The sequence below is a fragment of the Pseudomonas mosselii genome (genome assembly GCF_003205295.1).
Lineage (GTDB): Bacteria > Pseudomonadota > Gammaproteobacteria > Pseudomonadales > Pseudomonadaceae > Aquipseudomonas > Aquipseudomonas mosselii_B.
This window is the reverse complement of sequence record NZ_QJRP01000042.1, coordinates 17,437-38,266: the sequence shown is the minus strand read 5'-3', so window position 1 is coordinate 38,266 and position 20,830 is coordinate 17,437. Positions and strand designations below refer to the sequence as shown.

Annotated in this window: 17 protein-coding genes; 8 read left to right on the top strand and 9 right to left on the bottom strand. The window is 65.1% G+C overall.

Features of this window, described 5'->3' with window-relative positions; all coding sequences use genetic code 11:
- Positions 1-489 precede the first annotated feature (489 nt).
- On the top strand, positions 490-1,365 hold the full coding sequence (locus DMX06_RS23635) for a formate/nitrite transporter family protein (RefSeq protein WP_110739600.1): 876 nt from the start codon (positions 490-492) through the stop codon (positions 1,363-1,365).
- Here the strand turns inward: DMX06_RS23635 and DMX06_RS23630 are convergent.
- Positions 1,362-2,456, bottom strand: a complete 1,095-nt coding sequence (locus tag DMX06_RS23630) for an MBL fold metallo-hydrolase (RefSeq protein ID WP_110739599.1) — start codon at positions 2,454-2,456, stop codon at positions 1,362-1,364. The two genes, DMX06_RS23635 and DMX06_RS23630, sit on opposite strands and share 4 nt — an antisense overlap.
- 125 nt (positions 2,457-2,581) lie before the next feature.
- On the opposite strand from DMX06_RS23630, the gene DMX06_RS23625 reads away from it, so the two are divergent.
- Both DMX06_RS23625 and DMX06_RS23620 read left to right on the top strand, forming a co-directional pair.
- Positions 2,582-3,658: a diguanylate cyclase gene (locus tag DMX06_RS23625; RefSeq protein ID WP_181427889.1), complete on the top strand. Its 1,077-nt coding sequence runs from the start codon at positions 2,582-2,584 to the stop codon at positions 3,656-3,658.
- 50 nt (positions 3,659-3,708) lie between these two features.
- Positions 3,709-6,294 (top strand): bifunctional diguanylate cyclase/phosphodiesterase, encoded by a 2,586-nt coding sequence (locus DMX06_RS23620; RefSeq protein WP_110739598.1) that lies wholly within the window; start codon positions 3,709-3,711, stop codon positions 6,292-6,294.
- A gap of 20 nt (positions 6,295-6,314) precedes the next feature.
- On the opposite strand, the gene DMX06_RS23615 is transcribed toward DMX06_RS23620, so the two are convergent.
- Positions 6,315-6,635 (bottom strand): DUF2025 family protein, encoded by a 321-nt coding sequence (locus DMX06_RS23615; protein WP_110739597.1) that lies wholly within the window; start codon positions 6,633-6,635, stop codon positions 6,315-6,317.
- 110 nt (positions 6,636-6,745) lie between these two features.
- On the bottom strand, positions 6,746-7,681 hold the full coding sequence (locus DMX06_RS23610; protein ID WP_110739596.1) for a LysR substrate-binding domain-containing protein: 936 nt from the start codon (positions 7,679-7,681) through the stop codon (positions 6,746-6,748).
- 114 nt (positions 7,682-7,795) lie between these two features.
- Here DMX06_RS23610 and DMX06_RS23605 point away from each other — a divergent pair, with 114 nt between their 5' ends.
- Positions 7,796-8,554 (top strand): SDR family NAD(P)-dependent oxidoreductase, encoded by a 759-nt coding sequence (locus DMX06_RS23605; RefSeq protein ID WP_110739595.1) that lies wholly within the window; start codon positions 7,796-7,798, stop codon positions 8,552-8,554.
- Between the two features lie 165 nt (positions 8,555-8,719).
- Here DMX06_RS23605 and DMX06_RS23600 read toward each other — a convergent pair whose 3' ends face one another.
- Positions 8,720-9,499, bottom strand: a complete 780-nt coding sequence (locus DMX06_RS23600; protein ID WP_110739594.1) for a LysR family transcriptional regulator — start codon at positions 9,497-9,499, stop codon at positions 8,720-8,722.
- Positions 9,500-9,600: 101 nt separating this feature from the next.
- On the opposite strand from DMX06_RS23600, the gene DMX06_RS23595 reads away from it, so the two are divergent.
- A complete protein-coding gene (locus tag DMX06_RS23595; protein WP_110739593.1) occupies positions 9,601-10,329 on the top strand; it encodes an SDR family oxidoreductase in 729 nt (242 codons plus the stop codon).
- Between the two features lie 112 nt (positions 10,330-10,441).
- Here the strand turns inward: DMX06_RS23595 and ccoM are convergent, their stop codons facing one another.
- From ccoM to DMX06_RS23585, 4 genes are all read right to left on the bottom strand, one after another.
- Entirely contained in the window at positions 10,442-10,558 is a 117-nt protein-coding gene (gene ccoM / locus DMX06_RS26685) for a cytochrome c oxidase subunit CcoM (RefSeq protein WP_023629476.1), read from the bottom strand.
- Positions 10,559-10,693: 135 nt separating this feature from the next.
- Positions 10,694-10,855, bottom strand: coding sequence for a hypothetical protein (locus DMX06_RS26400; RefSeq protein WP_177330824.1), 162 nt, complete (start codon positions 10,853-10,855; stop codon positions 10,694-10,696).
- A 73-nt stretch (positions 10,856-10,928) separates the two neighbouring features.
- Complete coding sequence (locus tag DMX06_RS23590) at positions 10,929-11,255, bottom strand: aspartate-semialdehyde dehydrogenase (RefSeq protein WP_110739592.1); 327 nt, start codon at positions 11,253-11,255, stop codon at positions 10,929-10,931.
- Between the two features lie 112 nt (positions 11,256-11,367).
- Positions 11,368-12,063, bottom strand: a complete 696-nt coding sequence (locus DMX06_RS23585) for a M949_RS01915 family surface polysaccharide biosynthesis protein (RefSeq protein ID WP_110739591.1) — start codon at positions 12,061-12,063, stop codon at positions 11,368-11,370.
- A gap of 127 nt (positions 12,064-12,190) precedes the next feature.
- Between DMX06_RS23585 and rapA the strand changes: the two genes are divergently transcribed.
- Both rapA and DMX06_RS23575 read left to right on the top strand, forming a co-directional pair.
- On the top strand, positions 12,191-15,037 hold the full coding sequence (rapA, locus tag DMX06_RS23580) for an RNA polymerase-associated protein RapA (RefSeq protein WP_110739590.1): 2,847 nt from the start codon (positions 12,191-12,193) through the stop codon (positions 15,035-15,037).
- A 316-nt stretch (positions 15,038-15,353) separates the two neighbouring features.
- The gene (locus DMX06_RS23575) at positions 15,354-17,618 is read left to right on the top strand and encodes a putative bifunctional diguanylate cyclase/phosphodiesterase (RefSeq protein ID WP_110739589.1); all 2,265 of its coding nucleotides are present in this window, start codon (positions 15,354-15,356) and stop codon (positions 17,616-17,618) included.
- On the opposite strand, the gene DMX06_RS23570 is transcribed toward DMX06_RS23575, so the two are convergent.
- Positions 17,518-18,405 carry an NAD(P)-dependent oxidoreductase gene (locus tag DMX06_RS23570; RefSeq protein ID WP_110739588.1) on the bottom strand — a complete coding sequence of 296 codons (888 nt, stop codon included), beginning with the start codon at positions 18,403-18,405 and terminating at the stop codon, positions 17,518-17,520. The genes DMX06_RS23575 and DMX06_RS23570 overlap by 101 nt on opposite strands.
- A gap of 193 nt (positions 18,406-18,598) precedes the next feature.
- Here DMX06_RS23570 and DMX06_RS23565 point away from each other — a divergent pair, with 193 nt between their 5' ends.
- Positions 18,599-20,782, top strand: a complete 2,184-nt coding sequence (locus DMX06_RS23565; RefSeq protein WP_110739587.1) for a hypothetical protein — start codon at positions 18,599-18,601, stop codon at positions 20,780-20,782.
- The last annotated feature ends 48 nt before the right edge of the window (positions 20,783-20,830 follow it).

Below are 20,830 nucleotides of genomic sequence, written 5' to 3'. Positions count from 1 at the left end.
AATCTGAGCCATGATCAAACTCTTCAGTTCAATACTGCTTGGGTTTTTAAGAAACCCTAAACTTGGCTCAGCAATCTCAAATGACTATGTGATTTCTCGCATGGCCACTTGTGATGCTGATAATCTTTGCGACTATCAGTCCGTACTCACAAGCACCCACACGAATTGCTTGATTCAATTTGTTAAAGAGCGTTTGGTTAAGAGCTTTTCGTCTCAACCGAGGCGCGCATTCTACGCTTTCCTCATTTACTGTCAAGCGTTGTTTTGAAGTTTTTTTTCGAAGCTGCTTTCTGCAAAACACCTTCAACCTCAACGACTTACCGCTTGCCTCGTGGCGTTCAACGCTGCGAGGAGGCGAATAATACGCGGTTTGATTTCAGAGTCAACACCTTGATCTGAAAAAACTTTCGATCGCCATCCGGCGGCCGCTCGGCAACTATTCGACGCGGTTGCCGCTCTGTAGAGAAACACGCAAGCGGAGCGGCTGCCATGAGTGATGCACAGAGCGAGAAGACCCCGGGGCTGTCGCCGGACGAAGAGCAGGAAGTCAGCCACAACCAGCCGCCCCGGGCGGCGGTGCTGCACGAGATCATCCGCGCCCAGGGCGACCAGGAACTGGAACGTACCCTGGCCGCCTTGTGGTGGTCGGCGCTGGCGGCCGGCCTGACCATGGGCCTGTCATTGATGGCCATGGGGCTGTTCTACGCCCGCCTGCCCGAGGGCGACAGCGCCCAGGTAGTCGCCAGCCTGGGCTACAGCGCGGGCTTTCTGGCGGTGATCCTCGCCCGCCAGCAACTGTTCACCGAGAACACCCTGACCGCCGTACTGCCGCTTATGACTACCCCCACCCTCATCAACCTGGGCCGCCTGCTGCGCCTATGGACCATCGTTCTGCTCGGCAACCTGGCCGGCACCTTGCTGGTGGCCTGGGTGATGCTCGAACTGCCGATCTTCGACAGCAAGACCGATGTCGCCTTCCTGGATGTCGGCCGCAAGGTGATGGAGAACAGCATCGGCCAGATGTTCGCCAAGGGCATCGTCTCGGGCTGGATGATCGCCACCATGGTCTGGATGATCCCGTCCATGGAGCACGCCAAGATCTGGATCATCCTGATGATCACCTACCTGATGGCCCTGGGCGACTTCACTCATATAGTGGTGGGCTCGGTCGAGGTGTCCTACCTGGTCTGGGCCGGCGAGCAGAGCTGGAGCACCTTCTGGCTCGACTTCGCCCTGCCCACCCTGGCCGGCAACATCATTGGCGGCAGTTTCATCTTCGCCTTGATCAGCCATGCCCAGGTGCGCAGCGACAGCGGCAAGCCGCCCTCCAAACTGTTGAAGGACGACAAGCAGGTCAAGGACTAGCGCGCTGCCACCGCCCGCTCGGATGACCTGCCCCGTTGCGGCAATGGCCGCGGCCGCCACCAGTTCTGCCCCGGATGTGGCGAGTCGAGGCTGACCCGCTCGCCCATCTGCGGCGTGCTCAGTTGCACTTGGGCGGCATTGGCCAGTGCCAGGATGCGCTCGAAGGGTTCCTGCCAGCTGTGGATCGACAAGTCGAAGGTACCGTTGTGAATCGGCAGCAGCCAACGGCCCTTCAGGTCCAGGTGCGCCTGCAGGGTCTGCTCCGGCTGCATGTGCACATTGGGCCAGGCAACGTTGTAGGCACCGGTCTCCATCAAGGTCAGGTCGAACGGCCCGTAACGCTCGCCGATCTCGCGCAAACCGGCGAAGTAACCGGTGTCGCCGCTGAAGAACAGTCGCAGCCCTTCGTCGATCATCACCCAGGACGCCCACAGCCTGCGGTTGCTGTCGAACAACCCGCGTCCGGAGAAGTGCTGCGCCGGCGTGGCGGCGAAGCGCACGCCTTCGACCTCGGTCTCCTGCCACCAGTCCAGTTGCCGCACCTTGGCCGGCGGCACACCCCACTCGATGAGCAGGTCGCCTACCCCCAGCGGCGCGAGAAAGTGCTCGGTGCGCGGCGCCAAGCGGCGGATGGCCTGCTCGTCGAGGTGGTCGAAATGGTCATGGGACAGGATCACCGCGGTCAGCGGCGGCAGATCGTCGAGCGCCAACGGCGGCGCATGGAAGCGCAGTGGCCCGGCCCACTGCACCGGCGAGGCGCGCTCGGCGAATACCGGGTCGGTAATGAAGAAGCGCCCGCGCAGTTTAAGCAATACAGTGGAGTGGCCGAGGCGCCACAGGCTGTGATCCGGTGCGTCGGCCACCTGCTGGCGAGTCATCGGCTGCAAGGTCAGCGCCGCATCTGGCCGGGTTTGCGGCGGCTTGCGCAGCAGCAGGTACTTGACGCCGATGCGCAGCTTCTTGAGCACGCCGTCCTTGGGCAGCTCGACCTGGTTGTGAAAGCGTCCGTCCCGGTGCGGTGCCGGCTCGCCGGCGGGGGTAGCCATGGGGACCATGAGCAGCAGCACTCCGCATAAGAGGAAAGCCTTCATATTACTCCACAGGGTCGGATCAACCGTGAAATGGCTTGTAAGGTCATTTTTCGCCGATGAACGATTGTTCAACAATATTCACACGACTTATGCGATAAACGGCGCCCCACAGAAGAACGACAACCATGATCGACAACCGCAGCGGCAAGGGGCTCTCTTTCGTCAGGCGCATCTACCTGCCGCGCATCATCGGCCTGGGGATAGGCCTGTTCAGCGTGATGGCAGCCATCGCCCCGCTGAACCCGCCGCAGTGGGCCTGGGCCCTGCTGCTGTTCAACGGCCTGCTCTGGCCTCATGTGGCCTATCAGTGGGCCCGGCGCTCGGTCACGCCCTACCAGGCCGAACAGCGCAACATCCTGCTGGATTCCTTGATGGGAGGGTTCTGGACCGCGGCGATGCATTTCAACCCGCTGCCCACCGTGACCATCCTGTCGATGATGACCATGAACAACGTCGCCGCCGGTGGCAAACGGGTGTTGCTGCGCGGCCTGTTGGCCCAGCTGTGCGGCATGCTGCTGGCCAGCGCCCTGCTCGGCACCGGCCTGCAGCCCCAGGCCACACAGCTGCAGGTACTTGCCTGCCTGCCAATGCTCACCTTCTACCCCTTGGCCCTGGGCTGGGTGTGCTACCAGCTGGCGATCAAGCTGGCCGAGCACAAGCGTCGCCTCAGTGCCCTGAGCCGCACCGACAGCCTTACCGGCCTGCTCAACCACGGCTCGTGGAAGGACCTGCTGCTGCTCAAGTTCCAGATCTGCCAGCAACAACAGCTGCCGGCGGTCATCGCCCTGATCGACATCGACCACTTCAAGACCATCAACGACACCTACGGCCATGTGGTCGGCGACTGCGTGCTGCGCCAGCTCAGCCAGGAACTGCGGCGCAGCCTGCGCGAGGACGACCTGGCCGGGCGCTACGGCGGCGACGAGTTCTGTGTGATCCTCCCCGGCGCCCAGGAGGCCCAGGCCTGCCAGGCCATGGAGCGCCTGCGCGAGCGCGTCGGCGCCTACCGCAACCCGCAACTGCCGGACCTGCGCATCAGCCTGAGCATCGGCCTGGCGGACTTCCGCGCCACCCTCGCCTCGCCCGAACACTGGCTGGAACAGGCCGACAAGGCCCTGTACGCCGCAAAGCATCAGGGCCGCGACCAGGTCAATTTCGCCCGCGGCGAGGCCGCCACGCTCAAGCTGGCCTATCCTGACTGAACCTTCGCCCAGGCCCGGGCGCAGAAAGCAGTTGAAGGAGTCGCCCGTACATGGACAGGAACGTCGACCTTTCATCCTCCAGCCCTACCTCGCGCCTGCAGGTGCGCCGCCTGGTCGGCGGCTTCTGCGCGCTGTTCGGGCTCGCCTGCGTGTTCACCCTGGTGGCGCTGTTCAACATCGCCGCCACGCTGGACCGCCAGGCGCAGGAGCAGAGCACCTTCCAGGCCACCCAGGCGCTGGAGCAGCGGCTGGTGGCCTCGCGTCAGTTCCTCTCCAGCTACGCCGTCTGGGACGCCGCCTACGAGCACCTGGTCGGCAAGGTCGACTGGCAGTGGGCCTATGACGAGAAGAACGTCGGCGAGTCACTGTACAGCGCCAGCGGCTACGAAGGCGTGTTCGTGGTCGAGGATGGCCGCACCACCTACGCCCTGTTCAAGGGCAAGCCCACCGACTCGCCGGCCAGCGCCCATATCGACAGCCCCCTGGCGGCGATCATCGACGCGGCGCGCAAGGCCGCCCCGGCCCGTGAGCAGGTAACCCACTTCGTGCGCTTCAACGGCTGGCCCGCAGTGCTCAGCGCGGCGGCAGTGCGCCCGGACAAGGAAGTGACTGAAGCGGATGTCCGCCAGGCGCCGGTGATGGTGTTCGTCGACCAGTTGACCGAGGCCAAGCTCGCCGTGCTGGGCAAGGGCGCGGGCCTGACCGGCATGCGCCTGGAGAAGAACGGCGCCGCCCAGGCCGAACAACCACATATCGCCCTGGGCGGAACCGGCTATCACCTTGCCTGGAACACCCCGCTGCCGGGCCGCCAGCTGCTGCACGCCTTCCTGCCGCCGCTGCTGGCGGTGCTGCTGGTGCTCGGCCTGGTGCTGCTCTACTTGTTCCGCCATGCCCTGCGCAGCTCCCGCGCCATCGACGACAGCCTGCTGCGCCTGCAGCAGAGCAACCGTGCCCTGGAGGCCAGCGAACAGCGCTTTCGCGCCGTGGCCGAGGCCGCGTCGGACTGGATCTGGGAAACCGATCGCCAGCACCGCCTGACCTACCTGTCGCAGCGCTTCGTCAGCGTCACCGGCTACCGGCTCGAGGACTGGCTCGGTCAGCCGCTCAACCAGTTGCTCGCCTGCGACACCACGCCCCTGCTGCCGTGGCTCGACAGCCAGGCCGACGAAAACCCGCAGCAACTGGCCAACCTGCGCTGCAACTACGATGACGCCAGCGGACAGAACCGCTACTGCCGCGTTTCGGCGCGCTCGATCATCTACGAGGGCAAGCTCGCCGGTTTTCGCGGCACCGCCAGCGACATCACCGACGAGGTCGCCGCCCATGCCCGTATCCAGCATCTGTCGATGCACGATGCCCTGACCGGCCTTGCCAACCGTAACAAGCTGTCGCGCCACCTCGAACAGGCCCTGCTGCGCGGCAGCGACTCACCGCCCCTGACCTTGCTGCTGCTCGACCTGGACAGCTTCAAGCCGATCAACGACTCCCTCGGTCACCCGGCCGGCGACGCGGTGCTGCAGGAGGTGGCCGGCCGCCTGCGCGACACCACCCGCGACAATGACCTGGTCGCCCGCCTGGGCGGCGACGAGTTCGTCCTGGTGCTGCATGGCCTGGACAACCGCAGCGAGATCGACCGTTTCTGCGCCCGCCTGCTCGACCTGCTGCAGCAACCCATCGCCTACGAGGAGCACCAGTTGCACATCGGCGCCAGCATCGGCATCGCCCAGACCCGGGTCCAGGGCTATGATGCCGGCGAGCTGATCCGCTGCGCCGACATTGCCCTGTACCAGGCCAAGGCCGACGGCAAGAACACCTGGCGTTATTTCTCGCCGGAGATGAACCAGCAGATCCAGTACCGCCGGCAACTGGAAAACGACCTGCGCCGGGCGATCAAGCAGCATGAGTTCGTCCTGCACTACCAGCCGCGCTACCGCCTGGACGACCTGCACATCGTCTCGGTGGAAGCCCTGCTGCGCTGGCAGCACCCCGAGGAGGGCCTGCTCGGGCCGGACACCTTCATTCCCCTGGCCGAACAGAGCGACCTGATCGTGCCTCTCGGCCGCTGGGTGCTGGCCGAGGCTTGCCGCAATGCTCGCGACTGGCCCGACGAGCTGCTGGTCTCGGTCAACCTGTCGCCGGCGCAGTTCTCCCGCAGCGATGTGGTCGCCGATGTGCGCCAGGTACTGCTGGACACCGGTTTCCCGGCCCAGCGCCTGGAACTGGAGATCACCGAGAACGTGATGCTCAACGACATCGAAGGCGCCCTGGGCACCATGCTGGCGCTCAAGGAGCTGGGCGTGCGCCTGAACATGGATGATTTCGGCACCGGGTACTCGTCGCTGGGTTACCTGCGCACCTACCCCTTCGACAGCATCAAGATCGACAAGCGCTTCATCGCAGGGCTCAGCAGCCAGAGCGGCAACGACCGGGCGGTGGTCCAGGCCATCATCAACCTGGGCAAGGCCATGGGGCTGACGGTCACCGCCGAGGGGGTGGAGACCGAGCAGCAGTTGCAGGCGCTGGACAAGGAACAGTGCCATGAGGTCCAGGGCTACTACCTGAGCAAGCCGGTGGACCGGGCGGGGTTCGAGGCGCTGCTGGCGGGCCGGGAGGTGCGCCAGCAGGATGTGTCCTGACTCCCTCTTGAGGCATGCTTTCAGCGCAGGCTGCGTTCAGCCACGATCTCCGGCAGGTCGGTACGCTGGAGGTAGATGCGCAGCGGCTCGCCGATGTTCAGCCGGTCGTCCACATGTTGCTCCAGCAACAAGGCCAGGCGCTCCCGGCACAATGCCATGCGCGTATCGGCCTCGGGCCGCCAGACGAACTCGTTGCAGGGGGTGATGCTGTCGTCGGCGACGTCCATGCCGAACGAGTCTTCGGAAAACCGCACGATATGTGTACCGCGCTTACCGTGGAAGCCGACAAAGCCCTTGAGCTGTTCGGCGGCGTTGCAGATGTCCTGGGAAGTGATGGCCATGGCGTAACCTCGCAAAATTCGGAAGTGACGCACGCAGGGAACGGTCACCTCTGACGGGCGACGCGCAGGTGCCAGCCTAACGCAACTGGCGGAACCTTCGCCACGCTTTCTCACCCCTTCGCGCTTGAGCCGATCGGCGCAGCCTCCGGGTCGACCTGCGACGCCAGCAGCGCCGCCAGCCAGTTCATGAACGCCTGCACCCGGCGCGGCACATGGCGCTGCCGCGCATACAAAAGCGACACCGGCATGGCCCGTGCCTGCCAGGGCTCGAGCAGCGATACCAGTTCACCGTTGCGCAGATGCTCATCGACGCCCACCGCCGGCACCTGGATCAGCCCGAACCCGGCCAGGCAGGCGGCGGAGTAGGCCTCGGCATTGTTCACCGTGACCACGCCGGCCATGGCCTGGAAGTGCAACTCGCCATCCTGCTCGTACTCGAACCCGGCGCTGCGGGCACCGAGGTTGCGCACATAGTGGACCAACCGATGACCAGCCAGGTCCTGCAGATTCTGCGGCACGCCATGACGCTCGAGATAGGCGGGGCTGGCGCAGTTGCGCATGCTCAGGCGCCCCACCGGGCGGGCCACCACATCCAGGTCGCTGAGCGCGCCAATGCGCATCACGCAGTCGAAGCCTTCGCGCAGCAAATCGACCTGACGGTCGGTGCAGCTGATCTCCACTTCCAGACGCGGGAAACGTTCAAGAAACCCTGGCAGCGCCGGCACGATCAGCCGCCGCGCCATCATGGTCGGCAGGTCGATGCGCAAACGCCCGGCCAACTCGGCATCGTCGGCACTGAACAGGCTTTCGATCTCGTCCATGCCCGACAGCAGGTCCTTGCTGCGCTCGTAGAGCAAGGCACCATCCTGGGTGGTCTGCACCCGCCGCGTGGTGCGGTTGAACAAGCGCGTGCCGAGCAACTGTTCCAGCGCCCGCACCTGCTCGGAGACGGTCGAGCGCGGCAGGCCCAGGCTCTCGCCGGCCAGGGTGAAACTGCTCAGTTCGCTGACCCTGACAAAGGTGCGCAACAACTCCAGCTTGTTCATCACAGGCTCCGATTGTCCATTTCATACGAACAGTATTTCCGGAATCCATGGATTTAACAGCCTTCAACCGATCAATAACCTGTCATTCAACAACAACCCACCGAGGTAACCGACATGACTCGCAAGATCGCACTGATCACCGGCGCCAGCCGCGGCCTGGGCAAGAACACCGCCGAACACCTGGCCGCCCGCGGCATCGACATCATCGGCACCTACCACAGCAAGGCCGACGAGGCCCACGCAGTGGCCGCCTCGCTTGAACAGGCCGGCGTGCGCGCCGCCATGCTGCAACTGGACGTCAGCGACAGCGCCAGTTTCGCAGCCTTCGCCGAGCGCCTGGGCGACACCCTCGAACAGCAGTTCGGCCGCCGCCAGCTGGACTTCCTGGTGAACAACGCCGGCATCGGCCTGAACGTGCCGTTCAGCGAGACCAGCGAGGCGCAGTTCGACCAGTTGCTGAACATCCAGCTCAAAGGGCCGTTCTTCCTCACCCAGCGCCTGCTGCCGCTGCTGGCCGACGGCGGGCGCATCGTCAACATCTCCACCGGCCTGACCCGCTTCGCCCTGCCCGGCTATGCCGCCTACGCCGCCATGAAGGGCGCCATGGAGGTGCTGACCCGGTATCAGGCCAAGGAGCTGGGCGCGCGCGGCATCCGCGTGAACATTCTGGCGCCGGGCGCCATCGAGACCGACTTCGGCGGTGGCGTGGTGCGCGACAACCAGCAGGTCAATGACTACATCGCCGGCAACACGGCGCTGGGACGGGTCGGCCTGCCCGACGATATCGGTGCGGCCATCGCCCTGTTGCTGGAGGACGGCAATGGCTGGATCACGGGGCAGCGGCTGGAGGTGTCTGGGGGGATGTTTCTCTAGGCGCGCCTCAGCCTGATTGGCTTGCTACGCGTTTCCCTGTAGGAGCGGCCTTGTGTCGCGAAAGGGCTGCGTAGCAGCCCCAGCAATTTATGTGTTGACGCTAAGAACCTGGGGCCGCTTCGCGCCCCTTTCGCGACACAAGGCCGCTCCCACAATTGCGGTCGTTCAAACGCGGCTGAGGGCCTGATGCAGCGCCGCCACGGCGGGCAGTGCCAAGGCTTCATGGGACATGCACAACCCGACCCGACGTCGTAGCGTCAGGCCACTGCCCGGCTGCCAGTAGACGCCCGGGCAACGCTCGACCAGCGACTGCGGCAACCAGGCCGCGCCTTGCCCGGCGGCGACCATGGCCAGGACCCGTTGCAACGAACCGGCCTGGCCGACCTGCTCGCCCCCGTCATACAAGCCCATCAGGCGTTGGTGCGAAGGGTGCTGCGGGCAGGTGACCCAGCGCCCGTCCGGCTGGCTGCCGGTGGCCATCACCCGCACGAACGCTTCCTCCCACAGCGGCAGGAACAGTTCATCCTCGCAACGCTGGGCCTCGTCGGCCAGGCGAGCGTCGCCGTCGCAGCCTTCCAGCAGGGTCAACTGCAAACCCGCCACCGCCTGGCTGGCCAGGCGCACGCAGGCCTCGACCTGGGCCGGCGCGATGTCGGCCTCGATGCCCAGCGCCAATGGCACCCGCTCCTGCCCCTGGCGAAACCGCAGGCGCAAGGCCTCGGCCTCGGCCACCATGCGGCAGGCCTGGGGATACAGCTCGCGGGCCTGCTCGCTGACTTCGACCCCGCGGGCCTGACGCAGGAACAGTTCAGCGCCCAGGTCCTCCTCCAGCTGGCGAATGGTCACCGACAAAGTCGGCTGGGCCACGCACAGGCGCTGGGCGGCTACCGTGATGTTGCGCGCTTCGAAGACCGCGATGAATGCCTTGAGATGACGGATATCCATAGATAGAACCGATGCCAGCCAGAGAAATAAGCCGTTTTTCATGGCCGCAGGCGCTATCTAGAATCCTGGCCATCGAAAGCGATTATGCCTGGGAGGCAACCATGAACAAACCCCTGATCATCGTCACTGGCGCCAGCTCTGGTATCGGCGCCGCCACCGCCCGGCGCTTTAGCGCTGCGGGGCATTCGCTGCTGCTGATCGCCCGGCGCCTGGAACGCCTCGAGGCGCTGGCGCTCCCCGATTGCCTGTGCCGCGCCGTGGATATCCGCGACCGGGCGGCGCTGGTGGCCGCCGTGGCCGAGGCCGAAGCGCTGTACGGACCGGCCGATGCCCTGGTGAACAACGCAGGCGTGATGCTGCTGGGGCAGATGCACGAGCAGGACCCGGAGCAGTGGGAGCGCATGTTCGACATCAACGTCAAGGGAATGCTCAACGGCGTGCATGCGCTGTCCGGCGGGATGATCGAGCGGCGCCACGGCACGCTGATCAACGTCAGCTCCGTGGCCGGGCGCAAGACCTTTCCCAACCATGTCGCCTACGTGGGCAGCAAGTTCGCCGTGCATGGGCTGTCGGAGAACCTGCGCGAGGAGCTGGCGCCGCACAATGTGCGAGTGGTGACCATCGCCCCGGGCGCGGTGGAGACCGAGCTGCTCGGGCACACCACCGACGAGGGCATCAAGCGCGACTACGAGGCGTGGAAGGCCAATGACATGGGCGGCGTGGTGCTGAGCGCCGAGGATGTCGCCGGGGCGATCGTCTGGGCCTACCAGCAGCCGCAGCAGGTGTGCATTCGCGAGATCGTGCTGGCGGCGACCGCCCAACAGCCCTGAGATGAATGCGCCCCGTTCGTCGGCAAGCACCGCCCCACGATGAAAATACAGGCAAAAAAATGGGCGACCGAAGTCGCCCTAAATGCCTTGCGTGCTCGTGAATCGGGAAGGATCAGCGCTGATTGCGCTTTTTCGAGTCCTTCCAGATGAAAATGCCCAGACCGGCGAAGAACGCCAACATCAACCCGACCGTTACCACACCGGCGATAACCACGTTGTCGAAGAACATGTCGGCCCCTCCCTTGATGTGCCGTCATCCGATGGGTGCAAGGTAACCAATGCCGGGAAGGGGAAAATTGACCGGAGTCAATGGCGCCCGAGGCCGGGCGCGCGAGGCGGGTGCAGGGTTGACCTGCATCAAGTTTCAGCGCTTCTTGGGTTTGCCCTTGGGCTTTTTCTTCTTGGCCTGGGTTAGCGGCATGGCCTGCTCGAAGGCCTGGCGCATGTCGTTCAGGCGCTTGTCATTGAGGTCGTGGATGCGTTTGGCGCGTTCGGCGCCGAAATCGATCAGGTTGTCTTGGCTCATGGTGGGCTCGACGGACAGCAGAGGCCTTCATGATGACGGCAAGCGGCAACGCTGACTAGGGTACAGAGCCTGGTCAGACTTCGATATCCACCAGCAACCCCTGGCGCGTGCGCTCGCCCATCGGCGCCACCGGCACGGTGTTGTCGGCGTTGAGCTCCTCGCCGGGCACGGCTTCGTAGCGGTCCCCTTCGGCCTGCTTGCGCCGTTGCTGCTGGCGGCGCTGCTCCTCGCGCAGCAGCAAGGTCTGCTCCTCGGGGTCGCGGTGGTGCTTGAGGTCGATGGTGCCGTCGCTGGAGGTCGGCTGCGCGGGTACCACCGGCGGGATGGTCGGCGGCGGCTTGACCGGATCCTGTTGCGAGGTCACGGGGGCGGCACTGAGCGGGATGATCGGCGGCAGCATGATGGGTCTCCTGTAGCCTTGTTATCGGCTGGTGGTGCGCCGCCTTGAATGCCCGCGGTCAAAGGTGTGCGGCGTATCACAAGGCCACACTGCGCTGGAGTATAGCGCGGGCTTACTCGGCTTCTTCGTCCGGGTCGTCGTCGGGCGCGGCGCTCGACTCGCTCCAGGGCCGCTTGTAGACCTGCTGCCAGACCGCGTCCATGTGTTCGCGCACGACCTGCGGGGCAGTCTTCAGCGAGGCGCTGTCCTCGCGCTCGCCGCCGAACGCGTCCTCACCGGGCGGGCTGATCAGCGACTGGCCGGTGATGGTGTAGATCGCCTGGCCCTCACGCATCTCGATGGCGATGTCGTGGGGGTCGATGCCGCCGCCACAGAAGGCGTGGCTGGCCACCGTCACTTCGGCGATACCGTCCTTGTTCAGGTCGCCGACATCGCTGACATCGGTATAGAAGTCGACGTCCAGGTCCAGCCCGGCGCAGGTGGTCTCCTGCTCGATCTGCCAGCGCGCCTTGAAGGCATCACCGCCGGCGGCTCGGCCATACAGGGTGGCCTTGAGCAGCACCTTGTCGACCTCTTCCTCGGTGTCGGGGTCGGTGGCCTGGCCGTCGACCCGGCTCAGCACCAGCAAGCCTTCGCCCTCACGGTCGTGGAAGTGCACGCTCTTGATCGGCGTCTGCACACCGAGCACCTCCAGTTGCTCGACCGGAATCGGCGGCAGGACTTCGAAGCTCTTCTGTTCACAGGCGGCCAACAGCGCGAGGCTGCCCAGGCCCAGGGTGACGTTCAACCAGCGGTGCTTGGCAACCATGTTGGCGCGTGGCCCTCGTGACAGGACGGTGTTCGTCGATGAAAGCGCTAGACTCTTCACATTCATTGGTCTGGCGAAGCCGATCCGTTAACATAGTCGGCTTTTTCACCGCGGGAGTTTTGGCAGTATGGCGCAGCAGTATCAACCGGGGCAACGCTGGATCAGCGACAGCGAAGCCGAGCTCGGTCTTGGGACCATCCTGGCGCAGGATGGCCGCCTGTTGACCGTGCTCTACCCGGCCACGGGCGACACCCGCCAGTACTCGCTACGCAATGCGCCGCTGACCCGCGTGCGCTTTTCGCCCGGCGACCTGATCACTCACTTCGAAGGCTGGAAGCTGACCGTGCAGGAGGTCGAGGACATCGACGGCCTGATGGTCTACCACGGCATTGACGGCCAGAACCAGCCGCGCACCCTGCCCGAGACGCAACTGTCGAACTTCATCCAGTTCCGCCTGGCCAGCGACCGCCTGTTCGCCGGGCAGATCGACCCGCTGTCGTGGTTCTCGCTGCGTTACAACACCTTGCAGCACACCAGCAAGCAGATGCTCTCGTCGCTGTGGGGCCTGGGCGGCGTGCGCGCACAGCCCATCGCCCACCAGTTGCACATCGCCCGTGAAGTGGCCGACCGCATCGCCCCACGGGTACTGCTGGCCGACGAAGTGGGCCTGGGCAAGACCATCGAGGCCGGCCTGGTCATCCACCGCCAGCTGCTGTCCGGGCGGGCCAACCGCGTGCTGATCCTGGTACCCGAGAACCTCCAGCACCAATGGCTGGTGGAGATGCGCCGACGCTTCAACCTGCAGGTCGCGTTGTTCGACGCCGAGCGCTTCATCGAGAGCGACGCCAGCAACCCGTTCGAGGATGCCCAGCTGGCGCTGGTGGCCCTGGAGTGGCTGGTCGAGGACGAGAAGGCCCAGGACGCGCTGTTCGCCGCCGGCTGGGACCTGATGGTGGTCGACGAGGCCCACCACCTGGTCTGGCACGAGGAACAGGCCAGCGCCGAGTACGCGCTGGTCGAGCAACTGGCCCAGGTCATCCCGGGCGTGCTGCTGCTCACCGCCACCCCGGAACAGTTGGGCCAGGATAGCCACTTCGCCCGCCTGCGCCTGCTCGACCCCAACCGCTTCCACGACCTGGCCGCCTTCCGCGCCGAGAGCGAGCACTATCGCCCGGTGGCCGAAGCCGTGCAGGAACTGCTCGACGAAGGCCGCCTGTCGCCGAAGGCCCACGCCACCATCCAGGGCTTCCTCGGCGCCGAAGGCGAAGCCCTGCTGGCCGCGGTCAGCGACGGCGACAGCCAGGCCAGCGCCCGCCTGATCCGCGAACTGCTCGACCGCCACGGCACAGGCCGCGTGCTGTTCCGCAACACCCGGGCGGCGATCCAGGGCTTCCCCGAGCGCCAGCTGCACCCCTACCCGCTGGCCAACCCCGACGCCTACGCCGAACTGCCCTCGGGCGAGCGCGCCGAGCTGTACCCCGAAGTGGCCTTCCAGGCCCAGGGCGAGAGCGGCGACGACGAGCGCTGGTGGCGTTTCGACCCACGGGTCGACTGGCTGATCGACACCCTGAAGATGCTCAAGCGCACCAAGGTCCTGGTGATCTGCGCCCACGCCGAGACCGCCATGGACCTGGAAGACGCCTTGCGCGTGCGCTCCGGCATCCCGGCCACGGTGTTCCACGAAGGCATGAGCATCCTTGAGCGCGACCGCGCCGCCGCCTACTTCGCCGACGAGGAGTTCGGTGCCCAGGTGCTGATCTGCTCCGAGATCGGCAGTGAAGGCCGCAACTTCCAGTTCGCCCATCACCTGGTGATGTTCGACTTGCCGGCCCACCCCGACCTGCTCGAGCAGCGCATCGGCCGTCTCGACCGGATCGGCCAGAAACACACGATCCAGCTGCACATCCCGTACCTGCAGGACAGCCCGCAGGAGCGCCTGTTCCAGTGGTACCACGAAGGCCTCAACGCCTTCCTCAACACCTGCCCGACCGGCAACGCCCTGCAGCACCAGTTCGGCCCGCGCCTGCTGCCGCTGCTGGCCGACAGTGACGAAAAGAGCTGGAACAAGCTGGTGGCCGAGGCCCGTACCGAGCGCGAGCGCCTGGAAGCCGAGCTGCACACCGGCCGCGACCGCCTGCTGGAACTCAACTCCGGTGGCGCCGGCGAAGGCCAGGCGCTGGTCGAGGCCATTCTCGAACAGGACGACCAGTTCGCCCTGCCGATCTACATGGAAACCCTGTTCGACGCCTTCGGCATCGACAGCGAGGACCATTCGGAAAACGCCCTGATCCTCAAGCCGAGCGAGAAGATGCTCGATGCCAGCTTCCCGCTGGGCGACGACGAAGGCGTGACCATCACCTACGACCGTGGCCAGGCGCTGTCGCGCGAGGACATGCAGTTCCTGACCTGGGAGCACCCGATGGTCCAGGGCGGCATGGACCTGGTGCTGTCCGGCTCGATGGGCAACACCGCGGTGGCGCTGATCAAGAACAAGGCGCTCAAGCCCGGCACCGTGCTGCTCGAGCTGCTCTACGTCAGCGAAGTGGTGGCCCCGCGCAGCCTGCAGCTGGGCCGCTACCTGCCGCCGGCCGCGCTGCGCTGCCTGCTGGACACCAACGGCAACGACCTGGGCCCGCGGGTGGCGTTCGAAACCCTCAACGACCAGCTTGAAAGCGTGCCCAAGGCCAGCGCCAACAAGTTCGTCCAGGCCCAGCGCGACGTACTGGCCAAGCGCATCGCCGCAGGCGAGGCCAAGGTCCTGCCGATCCACGACGAACGCGTGGCCCAGGCCCGGCAGCGGCTGACCGCCGAGGCCGACGAGGAGTTGGCGCGCCTGACCGCGCTGAAGGCCGTGAACCCGAGCGTGCGTGACAGCGAGATCGATGCGCTGAGCAAGCAGCGCGAAGAAGGGCTGGCGGCGCTGGAAAAAGCGGCGCTACGCCTTGAGGCGATCCGGGTGCTGGTCGCCGGTTGATCAGGATTCACGCATCTTCTGTAGGAGCGGCCTTGTGCCGCGAAAGGGCCGCACAGCGGCCCCGGCGATTGATGCAGCAACGCTGAATCCCTGGGGCTGCTTCGCAGCCCTTTCGCGGCGCAAGGCCGCTCCTACAGGGATCGTGCGGTCCAGCGATATCCATTTAGACCATCCAGCTATTGCCTTCATATCCAAATGGTAGAAACCAAAGTGCCATTAATCAGGAAGGCTTAAGCACCCGTTTCTATACTCCAGCAGGAACAGTCTCCATCCGTGCTTTTTGGGGACGAGTGAAGACTCGACGAAGAGGCCTGCAATGGAGTGGCTGGGACTGCAATTGTTCGCCGAGCTGCCGGCGACCGGACAGATCATCCTCGACTGTCGACACAACCCCTTCCTGGTGCTGCTCGCCTTTATCGTGGCCAGCGCCGCCTGTTTCGCCACGCTGGACATGAGCGAAAGGCAAAGTCACTGCGATGACCGTTTCGCCCGCCGGCAATGGCGGGTGCTCGGCGCCTGCTGCCTGGCCGGGGGGATCTGGGCCATGCACTTCATCAGCATGCTGGCGTTCCAGGCGCCCCTGGAGATCCACTTCGACGCGCCATTGACAGGCCTGTCGCTGCTGGTGGCCCTGCTCGCCGCCTGGCTGGCGATGAACAGCCTCAATCGCAGCGAAATGCGCCTGCGCCACTACCTGCAGACCGCGCTGTTCATCGGCCTGGGAATCAGCCTCATGCACTACACCGGCATGGCCGCCCTGCAGACCAGCGCCCAGCAGTACTACCAGACCGGCCTGCTGCTCGCTTCCATCGGCATCGCCGTGCTAGTCAGCCTGGTGGCGTTGCTGATGGCCCGCTACTTCCGCAAGGGCAGCGGCACCTTGCACCTGCTGCTCAAGTACGGTGCCAGCCTGTTGATGGCCGGCGGCATCGTGCTGACCCATTTCACCGGCATGGCCGCCATGACCCTGGTGATTCCCGGCGAAACCGCCCTGCGCCTGCCCTCGGCCGACAACAGCCTGCAACTGGCGCTGACCATCGCCGTCATCACCCTGCTGATCAGCGGCGGCAGCATCAGCGCGGCGCTGGCCGACAAGAAGTTGCAGAGCAAGGAGCACGACCTGCGCCGGGTCAATGTGCTGCTCAGCCAGCTCGACCAGGCCCGGGCCTCGCTGCAGCAGGCCGCCCACTACGATGCCCTGACCAACCTGGTCAACCGTCGCGGCTTCAATCAGGTGTTCGCCGAGCGGCTGGCCGAGCAGGCCGCCCATGAGGGCATGCTGGCGGTGATGTTCCTCGACATCGACCATTTCAAGCGCATCAACGACAGCCTCGGGCATGCCGCCGGCGACGAGCTGCTCAAGGTCATCGCCGACCATATCAAGGCCGCCACTCGCGGCCAGGACCTGGTAGCGCGCTTCGGCGGCGACGAATTCTGCATCGTCACCAGCCTCAACAGCCGCGACGAGGCCCGCCACCTGGCCCAGCGCATCATGCAACGAATGAAGGAGCCGATCGACCTGGCGGGCCGGCGCATGGTGATGACCACCAGCATCGGCATCAGCATCTTCCCCGACGATGGCCAGAGCACCGAGGAACTGCTGAAGAACGCCGACCTGGCGCTGTACCAGTCCAAGGGCTGCGGGCGCAACAGCCTGAACTTCTTCAACAACGGCCTGAAGACCCGCGCCACCCTGGAACTGCAACTGGAGGAGGAGCTGCGCGTGGCGCTGTTCGAGGAGCGCGGCCTGTGCGTGCACTACCAGCCGATCTTCGACCTGCGCAGCGGCCAGGTGGCCAAGCTCGAGGCCCTGGTGCGCTGGCAGCATCCGCAACACGGCCTGCTCAGCCCCGATCGCTTCATCTGCATCGCCGAGGCCAACGGCCTGATCGCCGAACTGGACCTCTGGGTGCTGCGCCGGGCCTGCGAGGACCTGGCCCAGCTCAATCGCCATGGCTATGGCGAACTGAAAGTCACGGTGAACTGCTCGGCGCTCACCCTTGGCCGCGAAGAGCTGGCCACCGAGGTCGAGATGGCGCTGTTCCAGGCCGGCCTGGCGCCGCGCCAGCTGGAGCTGGAGGTCACCGAAAACGCGCTGATGGGCGACATTCACCACACCATCAGCCTGCTCAAGCGCATCCGCGCCCAGGGCGTGGCGCTGTCGATAGACGATTTCGGCACCGGGTACTCGTCACTGGCCTACCTCAAGCGCCTGCCGCTGGACGTGCTGAAGATCGACCGCTCGTTCATCCAGGATGTGCCGGGCAGCCAGAAGGACCAGGAGATCGTCCAGGCGATCATCATCATGGCCCACACCCTGCACCTGAAGGTGGTCACCGAAGGCGTCGAGACCGTCGAGCAGCATGAGTTCCTGGCCAGCCACGGCTGCGACTACCTGCAAGGTTACCTGCTCAGCCGGCCGGTGCCGCTGGCCGAGCTGCGGCCGATCCTAGAACGGCTCGACCGCCAGCCGGGCGATCTCAGCCCTTGTTGCGATACAGCGTTACCAGGGTCGCCGGATCTTTTTGCAGATAGCCCTGGCTACCGTGCAGGCGCATCAGTTGCGCGGCGAGGCCACTGAGCGGCGTCGCCGAGCCCTGCTCGCGGGAGAATTTCACCGCGGTGTCGAGGTCCTTGAGCAAGGTGCGCACATGCCACTTGACCGGCTCGAAGCGGCTCTCGGCCATTTGCGGGGCAAGAATCTGCAGCGGCCTGGAGTCGGCAAACCCGCCGGCCAGCGCCTCGGCGATCAGCCGTGCATCGACCCCTGACTGCTCGGCCAGCGCCACCACCTCGGCGATCACCAGCGCATTACAGGCCACGATCATCTGGTTACACGCCTTGGTCACCTGGCCGGCGCCCACCGCGCCCATGTGTGTCACCCGCTGGCCCAGGGTCAACAGCACCGGCCGCGCCCGCTCGAGATCATCGGCCTCGCCACCGACCATGATTGCCAGGGTGCCGGCCTCGGCCCCCGGCGTGCCGCCGGACACTGGTGCATCGAGCCAGGCCATGCCACACAGGGCGGCCAGCTCGGCGGCCATCTCCCGGGTGGCGGTCGGTTCGAGACTGGAGAAGTCCACCAGCAACTGACCGCCGCGCCCGCCCTGGGCGATGCCCTGCTCGCCGAACACTACCTCGCGCACCACCGCCGTGTCGGCCAGGCACAGCAGCACAATGTCCGTCGCCTGGCACAGCTCGGCGGGGCTGGCGGCCAGTCGCGCACCGGCGGCGACCAGCTCGGCGCACTTGTCCGGGCTGCGGTTCCACACGGTCAGCGGATACCCGGCGGCCAGCAGCCGACGGCACATCGGCAGGCCCATCAGGCCGATCCCGGCAAACCCCAGCGAAGGCAATGCAGTACTCATGAGCAACTCCAGATTAAAGAAGCGTGACAAACGGACGATGCAATGCGGGTGCGAGGGGAAAAACCTTAGTCCGACTAAGGAAACCCCCTATCGCATAAGAAAAAGACGCACTGATAAAGTCGCGAAATTTCTCCGTGATGGCTAGATGATATTCATCACCGGGAAGCCAACCACACCAGGCAAATGGCGCACTATGACCTCTACGAACACTTCTGCCAATGCGGCTCCCGAGCCGACCCTCAGCACCACCTCGCTGACCGCCGGCAGTGCTCGAGACCTACCCGCCGCCCGCAGCACGCCGGCGCAACAGTACCTGTACTTCACCGAGCAGGACATCCAGCGCATCCTCGACAACCTCGACGGCCTGCGCGACCTGGTGTTTCCGCCGAACCTGCACGTGGAGGACGAGGACCAGCTGCGCCTGGAGCAGCAGTTCCCGTCGGTGTGCCTGATCGGCCTGGGCCGCTGTGGCTCGAACATAGCCCTGGACGTGGCGGAACTGGTGTACAACGCCCGCACCTTCTTCCTCAACGAGTACAACAACGAGGATCGCTTCAAGGGCCAGGACGGCTACAGCCCGGCGCGCTGGATCCGCCAGAACCTGCGCCTGGTGCAGAACAAGGCCGCCAAGCCGGTTTTCCTGGTCGAGCCGCTGGTGATGCTGGGCGACCTGGACAAGGACATCGCCGGGCGCATCCGCTTCTCGCGCAAGGGCGAGCGCGGCGGCTTCCTGCGCGACTACAGCAAGATGAAGATCATGGACCTGTCCGAGGTGCATGCCGGGGGCGCCGGCAACGCGCCGATCCTTGGCCAGTACCTGGCCAAGATCATCCTCAACAAGGATACCCAGCGGTTCTCCAGCGCCGACTGGAAGCTGATCCACTCGTACCTGATCGACTCCTGCGGCATCAAGGCCAACCAGTCGCGCCTGTACTTCTACATCTTCAGCGCCGGCGGCGGCACCGGCTCAGGGATGGCCTCGGAGTTCGGCCTGGCCCAGCAGTATTCGTACATGAACAAGACCTTCGACACCAAGCCGGCCGACGAGAACGACGGCAAGAGCGGGCACTCGTTCGTCTTCGAGCCGATCTTCACCAGCGGCATCTGCGTGCTGCCCAACGCCTCCGACCACCGCAGCGAGATGTCCGAGGCGCTGCACATCAACGCCGGGCGCCTGCTGTGCAAGTACCTGTCGGAGGAATGGGACTTCTCGTACAACTTCGACAATGAAGACAGCAGCGAGGCCAGCGTCATGGGCCGCATCCGCCCGTGGAACGCGATGATGCTGATCTCCAACGACATCATGCGCTATGCCGAGGAGAGCGATGACGGCACGATCCAGAACATCGACGTCAACGCCATGGAGAAGCACGCCAACCAGTACATCTCCCAGCAGATCTTCAACATCCTCACCGCCCAGGCGGTGACCACCGACTACGACCAGAACTACTTCCGCCGCGCCGGCATCGACATCGGCGAGACCATCCGCCTGGACGCCAACGACCTGTTCATGAGCCTGGCCGGCCCCGTGGCCATCGCCTACGCCGAATCGGTGGTGCCGGAAGTGCCGCCGGCAGGATCGGACAAGTTCAAGGTGTTCGAGCGCGAGCAGCCGCGGCTGGACATCGACGACCTGTTCTTCCGCTCCATCGACCTGCCGCACTTCAACAAGCAGACCCAGGCCATCGAAGGCATCAGCCTGCTGCCGATCGAGTCGCGCCGCTACCGCGCCGCGCTGGAGCAATACCAGGCCTCGGGCTACGACGCCGCGGCCCTGCACGACTTGCACTTCTTCAAGAACTGCTCGTCGGTGGTGTCGATCGTCTCCCTGCCCAAGGACTACAAGCTGTCGTACATGGACCTGAACCGGCTCAAGACCCACCTCAACAGCCTGTTCCCCAACACCACGCTCAAGCGCTACGCGCTGGTGATCGGCGCCTCGGCCAACCTGTCGCTGACCACCCTGATCGCCAAGAGCCCGTGCCTGTCGGACGACTTCCTGACCCTGATCGTGGCGTTCATCAAGCGCTGCTTCGCACGCAACCCGTACCGCTTCGACGACACCATGGACAACGCGATCCTGGAGTTCATCACCAGCGAGCACTTCGATGAAGACAGCATCGATGAGCTGCTCAACGAGTTCGAGAACCCGGCGAAGATCCTCGACACCAACTGGTACGCGATCAAGCCGATGTACGAGAAGAAGTACCGCGAGCTGATCAACGACAAGAGCCGCTTCGTGTCGATCAACGATATCCGCCTGTCGCGCGAGTGCGTGAAAAAGGCGGTGAAGTACCTGCGCGAGATCTTCCGCCATCGCATCGGCAAGACCCGGGTGATTTCGCTGAACAGCCATACCGGGCGCGTGGATTACTGAAAACCATCGCGGGGCAAGCCCGCTCCCACAAGGATGCACAATCCTCGT

Coding starts and splice junctions, on each gene's coding strand:
- DMX06_RS23600 (WP_110739594.1), bottom strand. CDS start 9,499: ATGGATATCCGTCATCTCAAGGCATTCATCGCGGTCTTCGAAGCGCGC.
- DMX06_RS23625 (WP_181427889.1), top strand. CDS start 2,582: ATGATCGACAACCGCAGCGGCAAGGGGCTCTCTTTCGTCAGGCGCATC.
- DMX06_RS23615 (WP_110739597.1), bottom strand. CDS start 6,635: ATGGCCATCACTTCCCAGGACATCTGCAACGCCGCCGAACAGCTCAAG.
- DMX06_RS23575 (WP_110739589.1), top strand. CDS start 15,354: ATGGAGTGGCTGGGACTGCAATTGTTCGCCGAGCTGCCGGCGACCGGA.
- DMX06_RS23570 (WP_110739588.1), bottom strand. CDS start 18,405: ATGAGTACTGCATTGCCTTCGCTGGGGTTTGCCGGGATCGGCCTGATG.
- DMX06_RS23620 (WP_110739598.1), top strand. CDS start 3,709: ATGGACAGGAACGTCGACCTTTCATCCTCCAGCCCTACCTCGCGCCTG.
- DMX06_RS23585 (WP_110739591.1), bottom strand. CDS start 12,063: ATGGTTGCCAAGCACCGCTGGTTGAACGTCACCCTGGGCCTGGGCAGC.
- DMX06_RS23590 (WP_110739592.1), bottom strand. CDS start 11,255: ATGCTGCCGCCGATCATCCCGCTCAGTGCCGCCCCCGTGACCTCGCAA.
- DMX06_RS23565 (WP_110739587.1), top strand. CDS start 18,599: ATGACCTCTACGAACACTTCTGCCAATGCGGCTCCCGAGCCGACCCTC.
- DMX06_RS23630 (WP_110739599.1), bottom strand. CDS start 2,456: ATGAAGGCTTTCCTCTTATGCGGAGTGCTGCTGCTCATGGTCCCCATG.
- ccoM (WP_023629476.1), bottom strand. CDS start 10,558: ATGTTCTTCGACAACGTGGTTATCGCCGGTGTGGTAACGGTCGGGTTG.
- DMX06_RS23635 (WP_110739600.1), top strand. CDS start 490: ATGAGTGATGCACAGAGCGAGAAGACCCCGGGGCTGTCGCCGGACGAA.
- rapA (WP_110739590.1), top strand. CDS start 12,191: ATGGCGCAGCAGTATCAACCGGGGCAACGCTGGATCAGCGACAGCGAA.
- DMX06_RS23595 (WP_110739593.1), top strand. CDS start 9,601: ATGAACAAACCCCTGATCATCGTCACTGGCGCCAGCTCTGGTATCGGC.
- DMX06_RS26400 (WP_177330824.1), bottom strand. CDS start 10,855: ATGAGCCAAGACAACCTGATCGATTTCGGCGCCGAACGCGCCAAACGC.
- DMX06_RS23605 (WP_110739595.1), top strand. CDS start 7,796: ATGACTCGCAAGATCGCACTGATCACCGGCGCCAGCCGCGGCCTGGGC.
- DMX06_RS23610 (WP_110739596.1), bottom strand. CDS start 7,681: ATGAACAAGCTGGAGTTGTTGCGCACCTTTGTCAGGGTCAGCGAACTG.